This is a genomic window from Nonomuraea sp. NPDC049480, from assembly GCF_044465905.1.
Lineage (GTDB): Bacteria > Actinomycetota > Actinomycetes > Streptosporangiales > Streptosporangiaceae > Nonomuraea.
The window spans coordinates 132,025-147,189 of sequence record NZ_JBITMD010000003.1 but is presented as its reverse complement, the minus strand read 5'-3'; the positions used below and the strand labels follow the sequence as shown (position 1 = coordinate 147,189).

Below are 15,165 nucleotides of genomic sequence, written 5' to 3'. Positions count from 1 at the left end.
GCGATATTTCCTACCTAATATGCATGTTATGCTCGCCGCCATGCGCACGACCTCCATACCGGCTGTCCTGGCTGCGGCAGCGCTCGCCCTCACGGCGTGCGGCGGAGCCGACCGGCCGCCCGCTTCCTCCCCCGGCAAGTCCGTCATCCTCATCACGCCGAACCCCGTGGGGACCAACAGCTTCCTGCAGCTCGGCGTGAAGGGCGCGGAAGCCGCGGCCAAGGAGATCGGCGCCTCGTTCAAGCTGTACGAGAGCAAGGACCCCACAAGCATCGCGCAGAATCTCGACGCCGCCGTCAGGGCGAAGCCGACCCTGATCGTCGGGGTCAGCTTCTCGTTCGACGACCTGTTCGCCACCGTGCCGAAGCAGCATCCCGGCCAGCAGTTCCTCCAAGTGGACTCGTGCGCCAAGGACCAGGCGGCCAACCTCACCTGCGTGTCGTTCAAGGAGCATGAGGCGGCCTACCTGGCCGGGGTGGAGGCGGGCCTGCTGTCCAAGAGCGGCAAGATCGGCGTGGTGGCCGCGCTCGACTCGCCGTTCGTGCACCGTTGGATCGACCCGTTCTTCGCCGGCGCCAAGTCCGTCAACGCCTCCGTCACCGGCACGCCGCTGTACGTCGGCGGCAACAACCCCTTCAGCGATCCGGCGAGAGCCAAGTCGCAGGCTCAGACCCTGACCGGCCAGGGCGCCGACATCGTGGCCGCCGCAGCGTCCGGAGGCAACCAGGGCGTGTTCGAGGCGGCGGCCGCCGCCGGGGCCAAGTCGTTCGGCGTGGACGTCAACCAGTGCGCACAGAGCCCGGACACGATCATCGATAACGTGCTCAAGCACGTCGACGTGGCCGAGAGCGCCGCCATCAAGGACATCGCGGCGGGCCGGGCGGGCGGCCTCAAGGTGTACGGGCTCGAAGAGGGCGGCGTCGGCGTGAACGCCCTCGGCCCGGACCTGTCCGCCTCCGGCTGCGCGGTCACCTCGAGCCCCGACGTGGTCGCCAAGGTCAAGCAGGTACGCGACGACATCGTGGCCGGCCGGATCACGGTCGCCGACCCGCTGGCGGGATGAGCGCGCTCGAGCACGCTCGCCGACCCGCTGATGGGGTGCCTGCGCCGGCGGTCGAGCTGGCCGGGATCACCAAGCGCTTCGGCGACGTGCTGGCCAACGATGGAATCGACCTGGTAGTGCGGCCGGGCGAGGTGCACGCCGTCGTCGGCGAGAACGGCGCGGGCAAGTCCACGCTGATGTCCGTGCTCTACGGGCTGCACCGCCCCGACGCCGGCCAGGTGCTGCGTGCGGGGGTTCCCGTCCGGCTGCGCTCCCCCGCCGATGCCATCGCCCATGGGCTGGGCATGGTGCACCAGCGCTTCCGGCTCTTTCCCGGCCTGAGTGTGGCCGAGAACGTGGTGATCGGGGCCGAGCCGGTGCGGCACGGCGTGCTCGACCGGGCGGCCGGCCGCCGGGCGGTGACCGAGCTGGCCAGGCGGTACGGACTGGACGTGGATCCCGCGGCGCGCGCAGGAGAACTGCCGGTAGGAGTGCGGCAGCGCGTGGAGATCCTCAAGGCGCTCTACCGGCGGGCCGAGGTGCTCATCCTGGACGAGCCCACCGCCGTGCTCACCCCTGGCGAAGCCGAGGGGCTGTTCCGCATGGTCAGGGAGTTGACCACTGAGGGTGTGTCGGTGCTGCTCGTCACGCACAAGCTGGAGGAGGTGCTGGCGGCGAGCGACCGGGTCACGGTGCTGCGCGGCGGGCGGGTGACCGGCCGGTTCGACACGGCGGCCACCTCGGCGGACGAGCTGGTCCGCGCCATGATCGGCCGCTCGGTCGCCACAGCGTCCGCCGGCCCCGCCCGGCCCGCGCCGCTCGCCGCTTCGGAACGGCCTTATCTGCTCGACGTGCGAGACCTGCGGGTGCGGGATCGTGACGGCGTCATGGCGGTGGACGGGGTCTCTTTCGGAGTGCGCGCCGGTGAGATCGTCGGCCTCGCGGGCGTGGCGGGGAACGGGCAGCGTGAACTTTTGGACGCCGTGACAGGGCTCCGGTCCGCCGACTCGGGTTCGGTGCTGCTCGACGGGCGGCCTGTCGGCGGTGGCCGGGAGCGGCGCATCGCCTCCGTGCCCGCGGACCGTGCGGGCCGGGCGACGGCTTCCGGCATGTCGCTGGCCGACAACCTGCTGATGGGCGAGCAGCGCGGCGTCCGCCTGAATCCCGCCCGGGTCCGGCGGCGGGCCGCGGCGTTGGTGGAGCGGTTCTCCATCCGCGCCGCGTCGGTGACGGCGCCGATCGAGCGCCTGTCCGGCGGCAACGCGCAGAAGGCGGTGCTGGCCAGGGAGCTGTCCAAGGACACGCCGGTGCTGGTGGTGGAGGAGCCGACGCAGGGATTGGACGTGGGCGCTCAGGAGCGGATCCACGCGTTGCTGGCCGAGGCGCGCGACGCCGGTGGGGCGGTGCTGGTGCAGTCCAGCGAGCTGTCGGAGCTGCGCGCCCTGGCCGATCGGGTGCTGGTCATGTTCGAGGGCCGCGTGGTGGCCGAGCTGCCGGTGGCGGAGGCCACGGACGAGCGTCTCGGCGCCGCCATGACGGGCGCCGCCCTCTCGAGGCCGCCCGCAGGCTCGGAGACCGCCGGATGACCCGCGTCGGCAACCCCCCGTTGACGCCGCCGGGTCGGCAGGCTGAACAGGTGCGCGTGGTCGCGCGGCGGCTGGCGCTGTCGCCTGCCGTGCTGTCCGTGGCGGGCGCGCTGGCGCTCACCACCCTTGTCATGATCGCTGCCGGGGTCGACCCATCGCTCGCCTACCCCGCGCTGGCGCGGGGCGCGCTCATGGACGGCAACCTCGAGTACACGATCGCCACGTACGTTCCCACGCTCGGCATGGCACTGGCATTCGCGATCCCGCTGCGCGCGGGCGAGTTCAACCTGGGCGGCGACGGCCAGCTGTCGCTCGGTGGCATCGCGGCGGCGGCGCTGGCGCTGCATGCCGGCGGCTCGTTCGTGGTGCCGCTGCTAGGGGCAGCAATGGCGGGGGCGCTGCTGGCGGGACTGTCCGCGCCGCTGCGCACCCGGCTCGGCGTCCCGGCGATCGTCAGCACGCTGCTGCTCGGCGCCCCGGCGGTGGCGCTGGCCTCCTATCTGGCCAGGTTCCCGCTGGCCGAGCCGGGAACGGGGCTCGCGCAGACGCCGCTGCTGCCGGACGCGGCCCGCCTGGCCGGGCTCGGCTCCAGCGCGTACGTCACGATCGCGCTGCCCGTGATCGCCGTCCTGACCGCGCTCTGGCTGTATGCCGACGCCCGCACCGTCCCGGGCTACGAGATCCGTGCGATCGGCGCGAACCGCGAGTTCGCCCGGTACGGCGGCGTCCGCGTGGACCGGCTGGCCGCCGTCACGCTGGCCGCGGGCGGCGCGTTGGCGGGGCTGACCGGAGGCCTGATCGTGCTCGGCCCGCCCTACCGGTTCGTGGACGGCGCGCTGACCGCGCCCGGCTACACCTTCACGGCGATCGCGGCCGTGCTGCTGGCCGCGGGACGCCCGCCGGCGATCCCCGCGACGGTGGCGCTGATGACGATCCTGCAGGCCGGCGGGCAGGGGATGGAACGGGACGCAGGCGTTCCGAGCCAGCTGACCCAGATCGTGCAAGGCCTGATCATCGTGATCGTCGCGGTGGCCGCCGTCGTCCGCGCCCGGCTTGCGGGGAGGCGCGGATGACCGCGTTCCTGACGGCGGTGCTCACCGCGACCACGCCTGTCGTGCTGGCGGCGCTCGGGGGACTGCTGTGCTCGGTCTCCGGCGTCTTCAACATGGCCCTGGAAGGACAACTGCTGTGGGGCGCGTTCACGGCCGTGCTGATCAGCCACCTGACCGGCAGCGCCTGGCTCGGCGTGACCGGGGCCGTGCTCGCCACCGCCCTGTACGCCCTGCTGCTGTCGGTACCCGCCGTCACCTTCCGCGCCGACGCCGTCGTCGTGGCGGTCGGGGTGAACTTGCTCGCGCTCGGCCTGACGGCGTTCCTCATGCGGTCGGCGTTCGGAAGCGGCGGCACCTTCAGCTCCCCGGATTTGGCCGGACTGCCCACGCTCGCCGAACTCGGACTGGACCTGCCGGTGCTCGGGCCACAGTCACCGCTGGTGCCGGTCGCGTTCCTGCTGGTGGCGTGGGCCGCGTGGTGGCTCGGCCGGACCAGGTCGGGGCTGCGGCTGCGCGGCATCGGGCAGCACGCGGAGGCCGCCGAGTCGATCGGCCTGCCCGTGCCGTTCTACCGGCACGCCGCGGTGCTCGGCGCGGGCGCGTTGTGCGGGCTCGGCGGGGCGCAGCTCGCGCTCGGGAACGTGACGCTGTTCAGCGAGGGGATGAGCGCGGGGCGAGGCTGGGTGGCCGTGGTGGCCGTGATGCTCGCCGGTGCCCGGCCGTGGCTCGGGCTGGGGGCGTGCCTGCTGTTCGGCGCGGCCGAAGCGCTGGGGTTCCGGTTGCAGGGGGCGGGGCTGCCGCAGCAGGCGGCCGATGCCGCCCCGTATCTGATCACGCTGCTGGCCCTGGTCTTGGTGGCGGCGACACGTCGGAAGGAGACGGTGTGAACGGCCCGGTACTCGCTGATTCCGTGCGGTTCGCGGGGGACGCGGTGGAGATCCTCGATCGCCGCGTGTACCCGTTCGAGGTCCGCTGGGTCCGCTGTGCCACCAGCGAGGACGTGGCGGTGGCGATCGAGCGGATGGTGACGCAGAGCTCGGGGCCGCTGTTCGCGGCCACGGCCGGCCTGGTGCTCGGAGCACGGGAGGCTCGACGGAACCCTCCTGAGGAGGCGGCGGCGCGGCTGCGGGCCGTGGGGGCGCGGCTGGTGGCGACTCGGCCCACGAACAACCACATCCGGGACGCCGTGGAGGCCGTGTTGTCGGCGACGGTGGCCGAGGACTCGGCGCGACTGGCCGGGGACGAGCTGGCGGCGGCCGTCGAGGCGGCGGCGCGGGCGCACGAGGAGGGCTACCGGGCGCGCAGCGCCGCGGTCGGGGAGCACGCCGCCTCGCTGCTCGGCGACGGCACGAGGGTGCTCACCCACTGCTGGGCCGACGCGTTCCTGATCGCGACCGTACGGGCGGCCAGGCGACAGGGCAAGCGGCTGGAGTTCGTCTGCACCGAGACCCGCCCCTACTTGCAAGGGGCGCGGCTGACCGCGGCGACGCTGGTCGAGATGGGTTACCGGCCGACGCTCATCACCGACGGCATGGTCGCCGCCGCCCTGGCCGACGGGCTGGCCGACGTGGCGCTGACCGCCGCCGACCGGGTGACGCTGGACGGCCACGTGATCAACAAGGTCGGCACGCTCGGCGTCGCGCTGGCCGCCAAGGCCTCCGGCATCCCGTTCTACGCGCTGATCGACGCCCCCGACCCGCAGGCGCCCACCGCACGAGACGTCGTGATCGAGCGACGCGACGGCGACGAGGTGCTGCACGTGCTCGGCCGGCGCACCGCCGCCGACGGCGTGACCGGTTACTACCCGGCCTTCGACGTGACCCCGCCCCACCTGGTGACCCGCATCGTGACCGAGCACGGCGTCCACCATCCTGAGGAGCTCTCATGAGACGAATCGTGGTCGACACCGACACCGGCATCGACGACGCCCACGCCCTGCTGTACCTGGCAGGCCGCCCCGACGCCGAGATCGTTGCGATCACCTCGGTGTACGGCAACTGCACGGAGGAGGACGCCGCCCGCAACATCGGCTACGTCGCCCGCCTGCTCGGCCTGGACGTATCCGTCGCCAGGGGCGCCGCCGAGCCGCTGCGCGGCCCTGCCCACATCGCCGGGTACGTCCACGGCAAGGACGGCCTGGGCGACCTGGGCCACGACCGGCCGCTACCGGAGGTGAGCACCGAGTCAGGACCGGAGCTGCTGGTGCGGCTGGCGAACGAGCAGCCCGGCGAGCTGGACCTGCTCACGCTCGGCCCGCTCACCAACCTGGCGCTGGCCCTGCGCCTGGACCCCGAGCTTCTCGCCAAATACCGCTCAGTGGTGCTCATGGGCGGCTCGGGACCCTACGCCCCGCCCGGCACCCTGCTGATGATCGACGCCAACGTCAACAACGACCCCGAGGCGGCGCGTGCGGTCTTCGCCGCGCCGCGCCGCGAGCTGGTCATGGTGGGCGTTAACGTGACGGCGGGCACAATCCTGGACGAATCCGCCATCGCTGCCCTGCGGGCGTCCGGCACACCCACGGCACGCTTCGCGACCGAGATCCTGGACGCGTACCTGGACTTCTACCAGAACGAGTGGGGCCGCAGGATCATCCCGCTGCACGACCCCCTCGCCGCGGGCATCCTGCTGGACCGCACCTTCGCCAACGCCTGGACGGACGGCCCGGTCAACGTGCGCGGCGACGGCTTCCTGCACCGGGCCAGGCTGATGCGCACGCACGACGGCCTGCCCCCGGCCTTCCCCTACGAGCCCGCACCGGACACACGGGTGATCGCCGCCGTGGACGCCCGCAGGTTCGTGACCGACTTCGTGGAGGTGCTGACCCGGTGACCACGATCGTGCTCGACATCGAGGGGACGACCAGCTCGACGGAGTCCGTGCACGTCGGCCTGTACGCCTACGCGCGGCCCCGGCTCGGCCCGTACCTCGACGCCCACCGCGACGACCCGGACGTGCGCGCGGCGCTCGCCGAGATCGGCGCGGCCACCACGGCGGAGGCCGTGAAGGTGCTGCACGGCTGGATGGACGGCGACGTCAAGGCCACCCCGCTCAAGACGCTGCAGGGGCGAATCTGGGCCGAGGGCTTCGCGGCGGGCGAGCTGACCGCCCACTTCTTCCCCGACGTGCCGCCCGCGCTACGCGCCTGGCACGCGGCCGGGCACCGGCTCGCGGTGTTCTCCTCCGGCTCGGTGGCCAGTCAGCGGCCGTGGTTCGCGGGCACCGCGTACGGCGACCTGTCGGTGCTGGTCGGTCACTGGTTCGACACCGTCAACGCGGGCCCCAAACGGGAGCCCGCCTCATACGCGCGAATCGCGGAGACCCTGACCGACGCCGCTGGGCTGCTCTTCCTGTCCGACGTCCCGGCCGAGCTGGATGCCGCGGCGGCGGCCGGCTGGCGCACCACCGGGGTACGCAGGCCGGGCGAGCCGAACGCGGCCACACCGTTCGGCACCCATCCCGTCATCACGACCTTCGAGGAGATAGACCTATGAGCAGCGTGGACACGAAGCCGGCCGCCGAGCGGGTGCACGCGGCAGGCGCGAGACTGGCGGTGGAGGCGGCACGCTTCACCCGGATCGGGTGGATGCGCGGCACCTCCGGCAACATCTCGGAGGTGGTGTCACGGGAGCCGCTGCGGCTGGCCGTCACCGCGAGCGGGCTGGACAAGGGTGAGCTGCTGCCGACGGACGTGGCGGTGGTCGGCGCGCGCGGCGAGGCCGTCGCCGTGGACGGCGTGGAGCCGCTCAAGCCGTCCGCCGAGGCCGGGCTGCACGCCCGGGTAGCCGCACTGACAGGAGCCGATGCGGTCGTGCACGTCCATGCGCTCAACGCGGTCGTGGCCGGGCACCGCTGGCCGGGCGGGGTGTCGCTGCGGGACGTGGAGACGCTCAAGGGCATCGGCCGCCTCGCCCACGACGACGAGGTCACGATCCCGGTCATCGGCAACAGTCAGGACATGGAAGAGCTGGGCGACCGGTTCGAGGCGGCCTACGACGCGCGTACGCCGGCCGTCATCGTGGCCGATCACGGTCTGTACGCCTGGGGCGGGGACCTGAAGCACGCCAGGCACATCACGGAGTGCGTGGAGTGGCTGCTCTCCTACGCGCTAGCCATCGCTTGACGTGTCGTCGTCCTGCCGGGGGGCGTCGCGCTCCGCCTTGAGCTCCTCGGCGAGCTGCCGGGTCCAGGCCAGGCGCTCCTCCTCCGGCAGGTCGAAATAGCCCTCCGGCAGCGCCGAGTGGACCTTCTTACGTCTCCAGAAAGCCACCGTCGCCTCCCGTCTGAATGTAGTCGCGGGTTCTCACATCGTAGATGGCGATCTGGTCGGTCTCCGTGGCCAGCTTGATCGCCCCTCTCTTCCTGGGGAGGTTCATGGACGGTTCGAGCCACATCTTCCCGTCCTCGATCCAGCACCCCAGATAGATGTTCTTGCGGCTCTCGAAGACGTCGCGGTTGTCGCGCAGGTACTTGTCAATGGCCCGCGCCGCGACGTCCGGATCGTCGAGGATGCTCTCGGGGAACTGGGCGGTACGCCCGGTCGTGGCCACCATGTAACCCCTGGCGGGCGGGCGGCCGGTGGCCGGTGACCAGGAAAAGCCGCCGCTGCGCCGGGCGTCCCTGATCAGCCCGCCGAGCGGCACCGGCTTGGCGCCGCGGAAGAACCTGGCGGCCCGGCGGGCGATGAAACCGGCCGCGCCCGCGGGGACCCTACGCAACCAGCACCCGCGACGCCTGGTTCACGGCGAGGTTCAGCAGCAGGCCGGTGAGCCGCTTGGCCGCCGGGATCGTCAGCAGCGAGGCGCCGGAGGTGGCCGCCGCCATGGCGACCGCCAGGCGGATCCTGACCAGCAGCGCGACGAGCTGTACGAAGAAGGCGATCTTGAGAGCGAGCACGAGCGCGGCGCAGACCACCAGGCAGACGCCGACGACCCGGGCGCCGGTCACGCCTTCGGCGACCACCGTGCGCGGGGCGTCCTCGCGCCTCCACGCGGTCAGGAACGCGTCGATCGCCTCACCCGCGTTGCCGCGCCGTACGGCCTCGGTGACGGCGTCCGCCTGCCCGGTGGCGACGCCGAGCCGGGCGCCGAAGCCGATCCAGGCGGTGGACAACCGGTGCAGCGACTCCTCGTCCACCTCCGGCCACAGGTAGCCGAGCTCGTTGAGCAGGGCCGCGAGTTCGGCCGGCAGCCTCACGCCCACGTGCCGCTCCTGATCGCCAGGATCGAGTCCTGCTCGGCGGCCTCGTAGGCGGCGGCCATCGAGACCAGCCCTTCGCCGTGCTCGCCCAGCGCGGTGACCGCCGACTCGACGGACTCGGCCGCGATCTCGTGGATGGCGGCACAGGCTGCGGAGATCATGGCGCTGATGTCATCGTTCTGCGGAAGGGAACCCACAGCGGAGACGGCGGCGAGCAGCTCATCGAAAGCGGCACGCACCTCGATGGCGACCTCGCCCACGTCCGTTCCCGCGCCCTCCAGAACGGTCTTGCGGATTTCCATGCGCTATTCCTCGATTCTCTTGTCGAGCTGCCGGAGAACATCGCCGATGGCGTCGGCGAAAACGCCGAACCGGTCGGCCGAGAACTGCTGAAGCTCGTGCAACTCCGCCGACAGCGCCGCCAGATTCGGGACGGCCTGGCCACCGGCGGCCGCGGACACGCCGTCCAGCGCCTCGTTCACCGTGCGCAAGACCAATTCGGCCAGGTCGCCGGAGTCCAGCCGCCGGGCTCGTGGATTCAGCCGCAGCGACTGCAGGCGAGGGCCCTCGCCCGTCAGGACCGCCGTCGCACGGACCGTCCCTTCGGGGTCCGCTGCCTCGTGCCGGACGTCGGGCAGGGCGGGCGGTTCAGTCTGGGCGGCCTCCACGGCTCGTCTGGCGGCCTCGATGAGCCGGTCGAAGTCGTCGGCACCGAGGTCGCCTATCATCTGCCTGCCTCCGCCATGATCTGTCCCACCTGGTCGAACAGGAGTTTCGGCTCGCCCTGCCGCGTCTCCCCGGTGAGCAGCAACCTGGCCGCCGCCAGGACGGCCCGGATGGCGCGCTCGCGCCGCTGCTCCGGCAGGGTCTCGATGTCGCTGACAGAGGAGAAGCCGATCACCCGCCGGGCCGCCTTGGCCGCGGCGAACGGCACGGCGTCCGCGTAGACCTCGGCCAGGTAGCTCTCCAGGTCGATGACGCGGGGGTCGGCCCGGTCCGGCCACAGGGCGGCGAACTCGTCGGCGAACCCCTGCCAGGTCTCGACCGCCTGCGCCAGCACCCACGCCGCGTGCGCGTCCTCGCCCAGGACGAGCGCGCGGGCGGCGGCCAGCACGTAATTGCCCCACAGCGCGCCGATGTCGAAGCCGACCGGGCCGTAGAAGGCGAACTCGACGTCGAAGGCCTTGGCCGAGTGGGGTTCGTCGCGGACCAGGACGGAGCCGGTGTGGAGGTCGCCGTGGATCAGCGCCTCGGCGTGCGTCATGAACGCGAGCTTAGCCGCCCCGATGGCCGCCCGCACGACGGGATCGCCAGCGTAGGCGGCCACGTCCGCCTCGTTGGCGGGCAGGATCCGGTTGTGCTCGTGGAAGATGTACGGCTCGGTGAACACGAGATCCTCGGTGATCTCGCACAGCTCCGGGTTGGCGGCGGTGGCCAGCGCCGATTTGTGTCCCTTGGCGCCGAGCCCGAACACGGAGGTGCCGAACGCTACCTTGGCGACATACCGCCCGAGGTCCTCGGCCACGCCCTCGTGCCGCAGCCCCTCGTTGAGCGCGCCCCGCCAGACCCGGTGGTCGGACAGGTCCTCGATGGCGATGACGTGCCGCTCGTCGTCGGTGTCGTAGATCCCCGGCACGAGGCCGGGAGCGAGCTGGTTGTGCACGCGCAGCGCGCGTGCCTCGATGCCGTTGCGTTCTGGGGTGATGGGCCAGGTGGGGTCCACCCGCACGTACGGCAGCGCCTGCTTGAGCACAAGCCCGCCGCCGTCGGCCTCGGCCACGAAGACCAGGTTGAGGTTGCCATCGCCCACCTCCCGCACCCGCGAGACCGCACCGAAGCGGGCGAGCGCGGGCCGCGTGGCGACGTAGCCGGGCACCGTGTCAACGGTGAGGAGCTCGTAGCTCACCTGATCCTCCTGAGCGTGTAACTGGTCACCAGCGCGCCGACGAGCAGCGCGCCCTGGACGAACGTCTGCGCGTAGTAGGGGGCGTTCAGCATGGTCAGGCCGTTGATCATGACACCGATGAACAGCGCGCCCACCACCGTGCCCAGCGCGTTGGGGCGGTTGGCCCCGAGCACGGCGAAGCCGATGAGCGCCGCGGCCACCGACTGCAGCAGGTACGGGTCCCCGGCGCCCACATCGCCCCTGCCGAGCCGGGCAGACAGCAGGATCCCGGCGATCGCCGCGCACACCCCCGACACCGCGTACGCCAGGGCGCGGTAGCGGGCCACGCGGATGCCCGCCAAGCGGGCCGCCTCGGCGTTGCCGCCGATCGCGTACAGCGCCCGGCCCCAGCGGGTGTGGTTGAGCAGCACGTACACGGCAGCGGCGATCAGGGCGAACATCACCACCGGGACCGGCACGGAGGCGATCGTGCCGCCGCCCAGCCAGGCGAAGCCCTCGGTGTAGCGGCCGAGGGCGGGCGCGCCGTCCACCGTCATGCCCGGCGCGATCGACTGGCCGCCCGTGACGATCAGCGCCAGGCCTTGGAACAGGAACAGCGTGCCCAGCGTCGCGACCAGGTCGGGCACCTTGGCGACGACGGTGAGCAGCACGTTGACCCCGGCGACGAGCAGGCCGGTGAGCAGCCCGGCCACGATCGCGGTGCCGCCGGTCAGGTTGAACCTGACCATGGTCAACGCGGTCACCATGACCACCGCGCCGACGCAGGCGCCCGCCGACAGGTCGAACCCGCCGGTCGTCATGGAGACGGTGACGCCGAGCGCGACGATCCCGACCACGGCCACGGACTGCAGCACGACCAAGGCGTTGGGGTAGGTCGCGAACGCGGGCCGCAGCAGGGAGAACAGGACGATCATGAGGGCCAGCACGCCCAGCAGGCCATAGCGGTAGGCCACGGCGGCAGCCCGGGACACGACGCGGCGGGACGATATGCTGCGGCTCGCGGCTCGCGCGGTGGCGATCATTCCCGGCCTCCCGGCCCGAACAGGGAAGTGGCCGCAGCGCTCACTTCAGTGCCCGACATGAGAGCGGCCAGGCGGTCCGGCGTCACGTCGGCGATCGCCAGCTCACCCACCAGGTCGCCCTCGTGCAGCACGAGCACCCTGTCCACCAGGTCGTACAGCTCCTGCGGATCGGAGGAGGCCACGACGACGGCCGACTCCCGTGCGCGTTCCCTGATCACCCGGCCGATGTCCACCCGCGCGGCCAGGTCCACACCTCGGAACGGCTCGTCGAGCACCAGCAGCCGCGGCTCCCCCGCCAGCCAGCGGCCGACCACCACCTTCTGCTGGTTGCCGCCGGACAGCGCCTCGATGGGCGCCTCCTGCCCAGGACCTCGCACCCCGAACAGGCCGATGACGTGCCGGGCGGCGGCGGACTCCGAGCGGCGCGCCAGCAGTCCCGAGCGGGTGTGCCGGCGCAGCCACGGCAACGTGACGTGCGCGCGTACCGACCATCCGGGCACCATGGCCTGCGCCGCCCGTTCCTCGGGCGCGAACGCCACCCCCGCCGCGATCGCGTCGCGGGGATCCTTCGGCTTGTACGGCACACCGTCGAGGGACAGCTCCCCCGACACCAGCGGCCGGGCACCGCCGAGCTGCTCGAGCAGCTCAGTCTTCCCGGCCCCGGCCAGCCCGGTCACGCCCAGCAGCTCCCCGGCGCGAACCCGGAAGCCGAACGCGTGCCCGCCCGGCAGCGCCCGCACCCCGCCGGCGAGGAGCACGTCCCGCCCCGCATCCGCACCGGCCTCCCGCGCAACGGCAGCGCGGCGAGCGGGCGCATCGGCCGCCGAGCCCAGCATGGCGCCCACGATCGCCGCCCGATCGAGCGGCGCGGCGAACGTGGCGACCAGTTCACCGTCCCTGAGGACCACCACCCGATCGCACAGCGCCTCGATCTCCGACAGCCGATGCGACACGTACAGCACCGACACGCCCGCGGCCGCCGCCTCCCGCACCCGGGCGGCGAGCGCGCCCGCCTCAACCTCCGACAGCGTGGAGGTGGGCTCGTCGAGGATCAGCAGCCGGGCGTGGCGAGCCAGGGCGCGGGCGATGACGATCTGCTGCCGGGCGCTCGCCGGCAGACTCTCCACCGGCGCGTCCATGGACAAGCCGAGCCCGGGAGCGGCGGCGGACGCGGCGGCTCGGATCCGGGCACGGGTCTGGAACCACCCCCGCCGGCCGCGTGTCGCCAGCGCGTCGAGCGTGAGGTTCTCCGCCACGGTGGCGCCGAAGACCACGCCGTCGTCGATGTTCTGGTGCACGGTCTGCACCCCGGCCGCCTGCGCGTCCAGCGGGCCGCCGAACGACAGGGGACTCCCCTCGTATGACAGCGTCCCGGAGCTGGGCGCGGTCGCCCCGGAGAGGATTTTGATGAGCGTGGACTTGCCGGCCCCGTTGGTGCCGATGAGCCCCACGATCTCGCCCGGCCGAAGGTCGAGGGTGACCGAGGACAGGGCCGTGGTGGCGCCGTACACCTTGGAGACGGACGTGACCGCGAAGGTCACGGCGCCGCCCACGGCACGCGCGCCACGTCGGGCGTGGTCAAGCCGGGGAAGGCTCGAGTCAGTTGCTCGACGCCGGTGATGCCGGCGTCCCGCAGCCCCTTCTGCGTGATCAGCGACGGCGGCACCGTGAGCGCCCGGCCCACCTGCTCACCCGCAACCAGGAGGGCGGCCGCCCGTACCGCGACCCGGCCCACGTTGGCGGGATCGGTGGCCGAGGTGGCGACCCACGGGCTGTTCGGCTCGGTCATGACGCCGATGTCAGCGGTGGACACGTCCGCACCATAGATTTTGACCTTGCCCGCCAAGCCGAGCTCCTTGACCGCCAGGGCGGCGCCCTTGGCGAACTCGTCGTACGGCGCGAAGATCGCCTTGACGCCCGGATGGGCCTGGAGCGCCGCCTTGGCCTGGTCGGCCACAGCCGAGGCGGTCGAGCTGTTGACCACACCGATCTGCGCCACCTGTTTGATTGCCGGGTTGTCCTTCTTGAACTGCTCCCAGGTCTCGTTGCGCCGGTCCAGCGGCGCGAAGCCGGCCACGTAGACGTAGACGACCTCGCCGGAGCCGCCCGTTTCCGCCTTCAGCGCGCCCAGCGCCTGCTCAGCGATCTGGTGATCGTCCTGGCTCAAGGTGACGGCCTCTGCGGTGCCGGGATCGACGTCGAACGCGACGAGCGGGATCTTCGCGGCCACCGCCTTCTTGATGGCGGGCTGCACCGTCTGGGCGAACCCGTGGTCGACGATGATCGCGTCGGCCTTTCCGGTGACGGCCTGCTCCAGGTTGAGCGCCTGTTTGTCGTTGTTGCCGTCGCCGCTGGAGATCTCCAGTTTCACGTTGAGCGCCTTGGCCTCGGCTTGGGCACCGGCGAGCCACTGCTCGAAATAGTCGCCGGAAGACAACTGGCGGACCAGGGAGATCCTGACGTCGCCCGAGGCGAACTTGGGGGGCACGGCAGCCGTCGGGCTCGCCGCGGCAAGCGACGGCGAGGGCGGTGGAGCGGATGGGGCGGCGGGCGTGCCCTGAGAGCAACCGGCCAGGGCGAGGAGAGCCGCGACGCCCACGAGTCTTGCGAGGTTCACACAGCGGACTATATCCCACTATTCATGCATGTATTGTAGGCTTTATGGTCATGACGTACCTGACCGTTTACACCGACGGCGAGCAGCCGGAGACGCTGCTGGCGACCGAGGACGCCGCGGAGATCGCGGCGACACTGAAGGAGATCGACGTCGTCCTGCGGCACTGGGCGGTCGTCGAAGACCTGCCGGAGGACGCCGGCCAGGAGGAGATCCTGGCGGCCTACCGGCAGGAGGTGGACCGCGTCATCGCCGAGGAGGGCTACACGTTCGTCGACGTCGCCCGACTCCACCCCGACGACAGCCCCGACTGGCCGGAGCGTGCCGCGGCGGCCAGGAAGAAGTTCCTGAACGAGCACACGCACGACGACGACGAGGTGCGCTACTTCGTCGCCGGCTCCGGCATCTTCTACCTGCACGTGAACGGCAAGGTGCACGCGGTGCTGTGCGAGGCCGGCGACCTGCTGAGCGTGCCCGAGAACACCACGCACTGGTTCGACATGGGCACGCGGCCCGACTTCACCGCCATCCGTTTCTTCCACGACGACGACGGCTGGATCGGCGACTTCACCGGCGACCCCATCGCCGAGCGCATCCCGGACTTCGACACGATCACGTCCACCCGTGCCGCCAGGACGGCCCGTCGCCCAGCCGAGCCGCGCCGAGCCAGTCCAGCTTGCGGCAGATCGTGATCCGCAACGTCGACGACTGACGCGGGATGCGGTAGGTGAGCACTACCCCCTG

18 protein-coding genes are annotated in these 15,165 nt (G+C 72.0%); 9 read left to right on the top strand and 9 right to left on the bottom strand.

The window, feature by feature from the left end; all coding sequences use genetic code 11:
• The first annotated feature begins 40 nt into the window (after positions 1-40).
• The 8 genes from ACIBX3_RS10455 to mtnB are packed head-to-tail and all read left to right on the top strand — an operon-like array spanning position 41 to position 7,803.
• Positions 41-1,063, top strand: a complete 1,023-nt coding sequence (locus ACIBX3_RS10455; protein WP_397115315.1) for a BMP family ABC transporter substrate-binding protein — start codon at positions 41-43, stop codon at positions 1,061-1,063.
• Between the two features lie 35 nt (positions 1,064-1,098).
• Positions 1,099-2,628 carry an ABC transporter ATP-binding protein gene (locus tag ACIBX3_RS10450; protein WP_397115313.1) on the top strand — a complete coding sequence of 510 codons (1,530 nt, stop codon included), beginning with the start codon at positions 1,099-1,101 and terminating at the stop codon, positions 2,626-2,628.
• Positions 2,629-2,678: 50 nt separating this feature from the next.
• Positions 2,679-3,701, top strand: coding sequence for an ABC transporter permease (locus ACIBX3_RS10445; RefSeq protein WP_397115311.1), 1,023 nt, complete (start codon positions 2,679-2,681; stop codon positions 3,699-3,701).
• On the top strand, positions 3,698-4,567 hold the full coding sequence (locus ACIBX3_RS10440; protein ID WP_397115309.1) for an ABC transporter permease: 870 nt from the start codon (positions 3,698-3,700) through the stop codon (positions 4,565-4,567). The genes ACIBX3_RS10445 and ACIBX3_RS10440 overlap by 4 nt, the downstream gene beginning before the upstream one ends.
• Entirely contained in the window at positions 4,564-5,568 is a 1,005-nt protein-coding gene (locus ACIBX3_RS10435) for a s-methyl-5-thioribose-1-phosphate isomerase (RefSeq protein WP_397115307.1), read from the top strand. The genes ACIBX3_RS10440 and ACIBX3_RS10435 overlap by 4 nt, the downstream gene beginning before the upstream one ends.
• Positions 5,565-6,512: a nucleoside hydrolase gene (locus ACIBX3_RS10430; RefSeq protein WP_397115305.1), complete on the top strand. Its 948-nt coding sequence runs from the start codon at positions 5,565-5,567 to the stop codon at positions 6,510-6,512. Before ACIBX3_RS10435 ends, ACIBX3_RS10430 begins: the two co-directional genes overlap by 4 nt.
• Positions 6,509-7,174: an acireductone synthase gene (gene mtnC, locus ACIBX3_RS10425; RefSeq protein ID WP_397115303.1), complete on the top strand. Its 666-nt coding sequence runs from the start codon at positions 6,509-6,511 to the stop codon at positions 7,172-7,174. Before ACIBX3_RS10430 ends, mtnC begins: the two co-directional genes overlap by 4 nt.
• On the top strand, positions 7,171-7,803 hold the full coding sequence (mtnB, locus tag ACIBX3_RS10420) for a methylthioribulose 1-phosphate dehydratase (protein WP_397115301.1): 633 nt from the start codon (positions 7,171-7,173) through the stop codon (positions 7,801-7,803). The genes mtnC and mtnB overlap by 4 nt, the downstream gene beginning before the upstream one ends.
• Here mtnB and ACIBX3_RS10415 read toward each other — a convergent pair.
• Genes ACIBX3_RS10415 through ACIBX3_RS10375 form a run of 9 tightly spaced genes read right to left on the bottom strand, consistent with a single transcriptional unit; the run spans position 7,789 to position 14,424 of the window.
• Positions 7,789-7,950, bottom strand: a complete 162-nt coding sequence (locus ACIBX3_RS10415; protein ID WP_397115299.1) for a hypothetical protein — start codon at positions 7,948-7,950, stop codon at positions 7,789-7,791. The two genes, mtnB and ACIBX3_RS10415, sit on opposite strands and share 15 nt — an antisense overlap.
• Positions 7,931-8,398: a hypothetical protein gene (locus tag ACIBX3_RS10410; RefSeq protein ID WP_397115297.1), complete on the bottom strand. Its 468-nt coding sequence runs from the start codon at positions 8,396-8,398 to the stop codon at positions 7,931-7,933. The genes ACIBX3_RS10415 and ACIBX3_RS10410 overlap by 20 nt, the downstream gene beginning before the upstream one ends.
• A complete protein-coding gene (locus ACIBX3_RS10405; RefSeq protein ID WP_397115295.1) occupies positions 8,391-8,882 on the bottom strand; it encodes a hypothetical protein in 492 nt (163 codons plus the stop codon). The genes ACIBX3_RS10410 and ACIBX3_RS10405 overlap by 8 nt, the downstream gene beginning before the upstream one ends.
• Positions 8,873-9,181, bottom strand: a complete 309-nt coding sequence (locus ACIBX3_RS10400; RefSeq protein ID WP_397115293.1) for a hypothetical protein — start codon at positions 9,179-9,181, stop codon at positions 8,873-8,875. The genes ACIBX3_RS10405 and ACIBX3_RS10400 overlap by 10 nt, the downstream gene beginning before the upstream one ends.
• A 3-nt stretch (positions 9,182-9,184) precedes the next feature.
• The gene (locus ACIBX3_RS10395) at positions 9,185-9,607 is read right to left on the bottom strand and encodes a hypothetical protein (protein WP_397115291.1); all 423 of its coding nucleotides are present in this window, start codon (positions 9,605-9,607) and stop codon (positions 9,185-9,187) included.
• The gene (gene mtnK, locus ACIBX3_RS10390) at positions 9,604-10,785 is read right to left on the bottom strand and encodes an S-methyl-5-thioribose kinase (protein WP_397115289.1); all 1,182 of its coding nucleotides are present in this window, start codon (positions 10,783-10,785) and stop codon (positions 9,604-9,606) included. The genes ACIBX3_RS10395 and mtnK overlap by 4 nt, the downstream gene beginning before the upstream one ends.
• Positions 10,782-11,807, bottom strand: a complete 1,026-nt coding sequence (locus ACIBX3_RS10385; RefSeq protein WP_397115287.1) for an ABC transporter permease — start codon at positions 11,805-11,807, stop codon at positions 10,782-10,784. Before ACIBX3_RS10385 ends, mtnK begins: the two co-directional genes overlap by 4 nt.
• On the bottom strand, positions 11,804-13,348 hold the full coding sequence (locus tag ACIBX3_RS10380) for a sugar ABC transporter ATP-binding protein (RefSeq protein WP_397115285.1): 1,545 nt from the start codon (positions 13,346-13,348) through the stop codon (positions 11,804-11,806). Before ACIBX3_RS10380 ends, ACIBX3_RS10385 begins: the two co-directional genes overlap by 4 nt.
• Complete coding sequence (locus ACIBX3_RS10375; RefSeq protein WP_397115283.1) at positions 13,345-14,424, bottom strand: substrate-binding domain-containing protein; 1,080 nt, start codon at positions 14,422-14,424, stop codon at positions 13,345-13,347. Before ACIBX3_RS10375 ends, ACIBX3_RS10380 begins: the two co-directional genes overlap by 4 nt.
• A gap of 50 nt (positions 14,425-14,474) precedes the next feature.
• On the opposite strand from ACIBX3_RS10375, the gene ACIBX3_RS10370 reads away from it, so the two are divergent.
• A complete protein-coding gene (locus ACIBX3_RS10370) occupies positions 14,475-15,113 on the top strand; it encodes a 1,2-dihydroxy-3-keto-5-methylthiopentene dioxygenase (protein ID WP_397115281.1) in 639 nt (212 codons plus the stop codon).
• The last annotated feature ends 52 nt before the right edge of the window (positions 15,114-15,165 follow it).

What these genes read in the sequence shown, in the direction of transcription:
- ACIBX3_RS10430 (WP_397115305.1), top strand. Translation starts at nt 5,565, where the DNA reads ATGAGACGAATCGTGGTCGACACCGACACCGGCATCGACGACGCCCAC.
- ACIBX3_RS10385 (WP_397115287.1), bottom strand. Translation starts at nt 11,807, where the DNA reads ATGATCGCCACCGCGCGAGCCGCGAGCCGCAGCATATCGTCCCGCCGC.
- ACIBX3_RS10400 (WP_397115293.1), bottom strand. Translation starts at nt 9,181, where the DNA reads ATGGAAATCCGCAAGACCGTTCTGGAGGGCGCGGGAACGGACGTGGGC.
- ACIBX3_RS10455 (WP_397115315.1), top strand. Translation starts at nt 41, where the DNA reads ATGCGCACGACCTCCATACCGGCTGTCCTGGCTGCGGCAGCGCTCGCC.
- ACIBX3_RS10395 (WP_397115291.1), bottom strand. Translation starts at nt 9,607, where the DNA reads ATGATAGGCGACCTCGGTGCCGACGACTTCGACCGGCTCATCGAGGCC.
- mtnB (WP_397115301.1), top strand. Translation starts at nt 7,171, where the DNA reads ATGAGCAGCGTGGACACGAAGCCGGCCGCCGAGCGGGTGCACGCGGCA.
- ACIBX3_RS10440 (WP_397115309.1), top strand. Translation starts at nt 3,698, where the DNA reads ATGACCGCGTTCCTGACGGCGGTGCTCACCGCGACCACGCCTGTCGTG.
- ACIBX3_RS10370 (WP_397115281.1), top strand. Translation starts at nt 14,475, where the DNA reads ATGACGTACCTGACCGTTTACACCGACGGCGAGCAGCCGGAGACGCTG.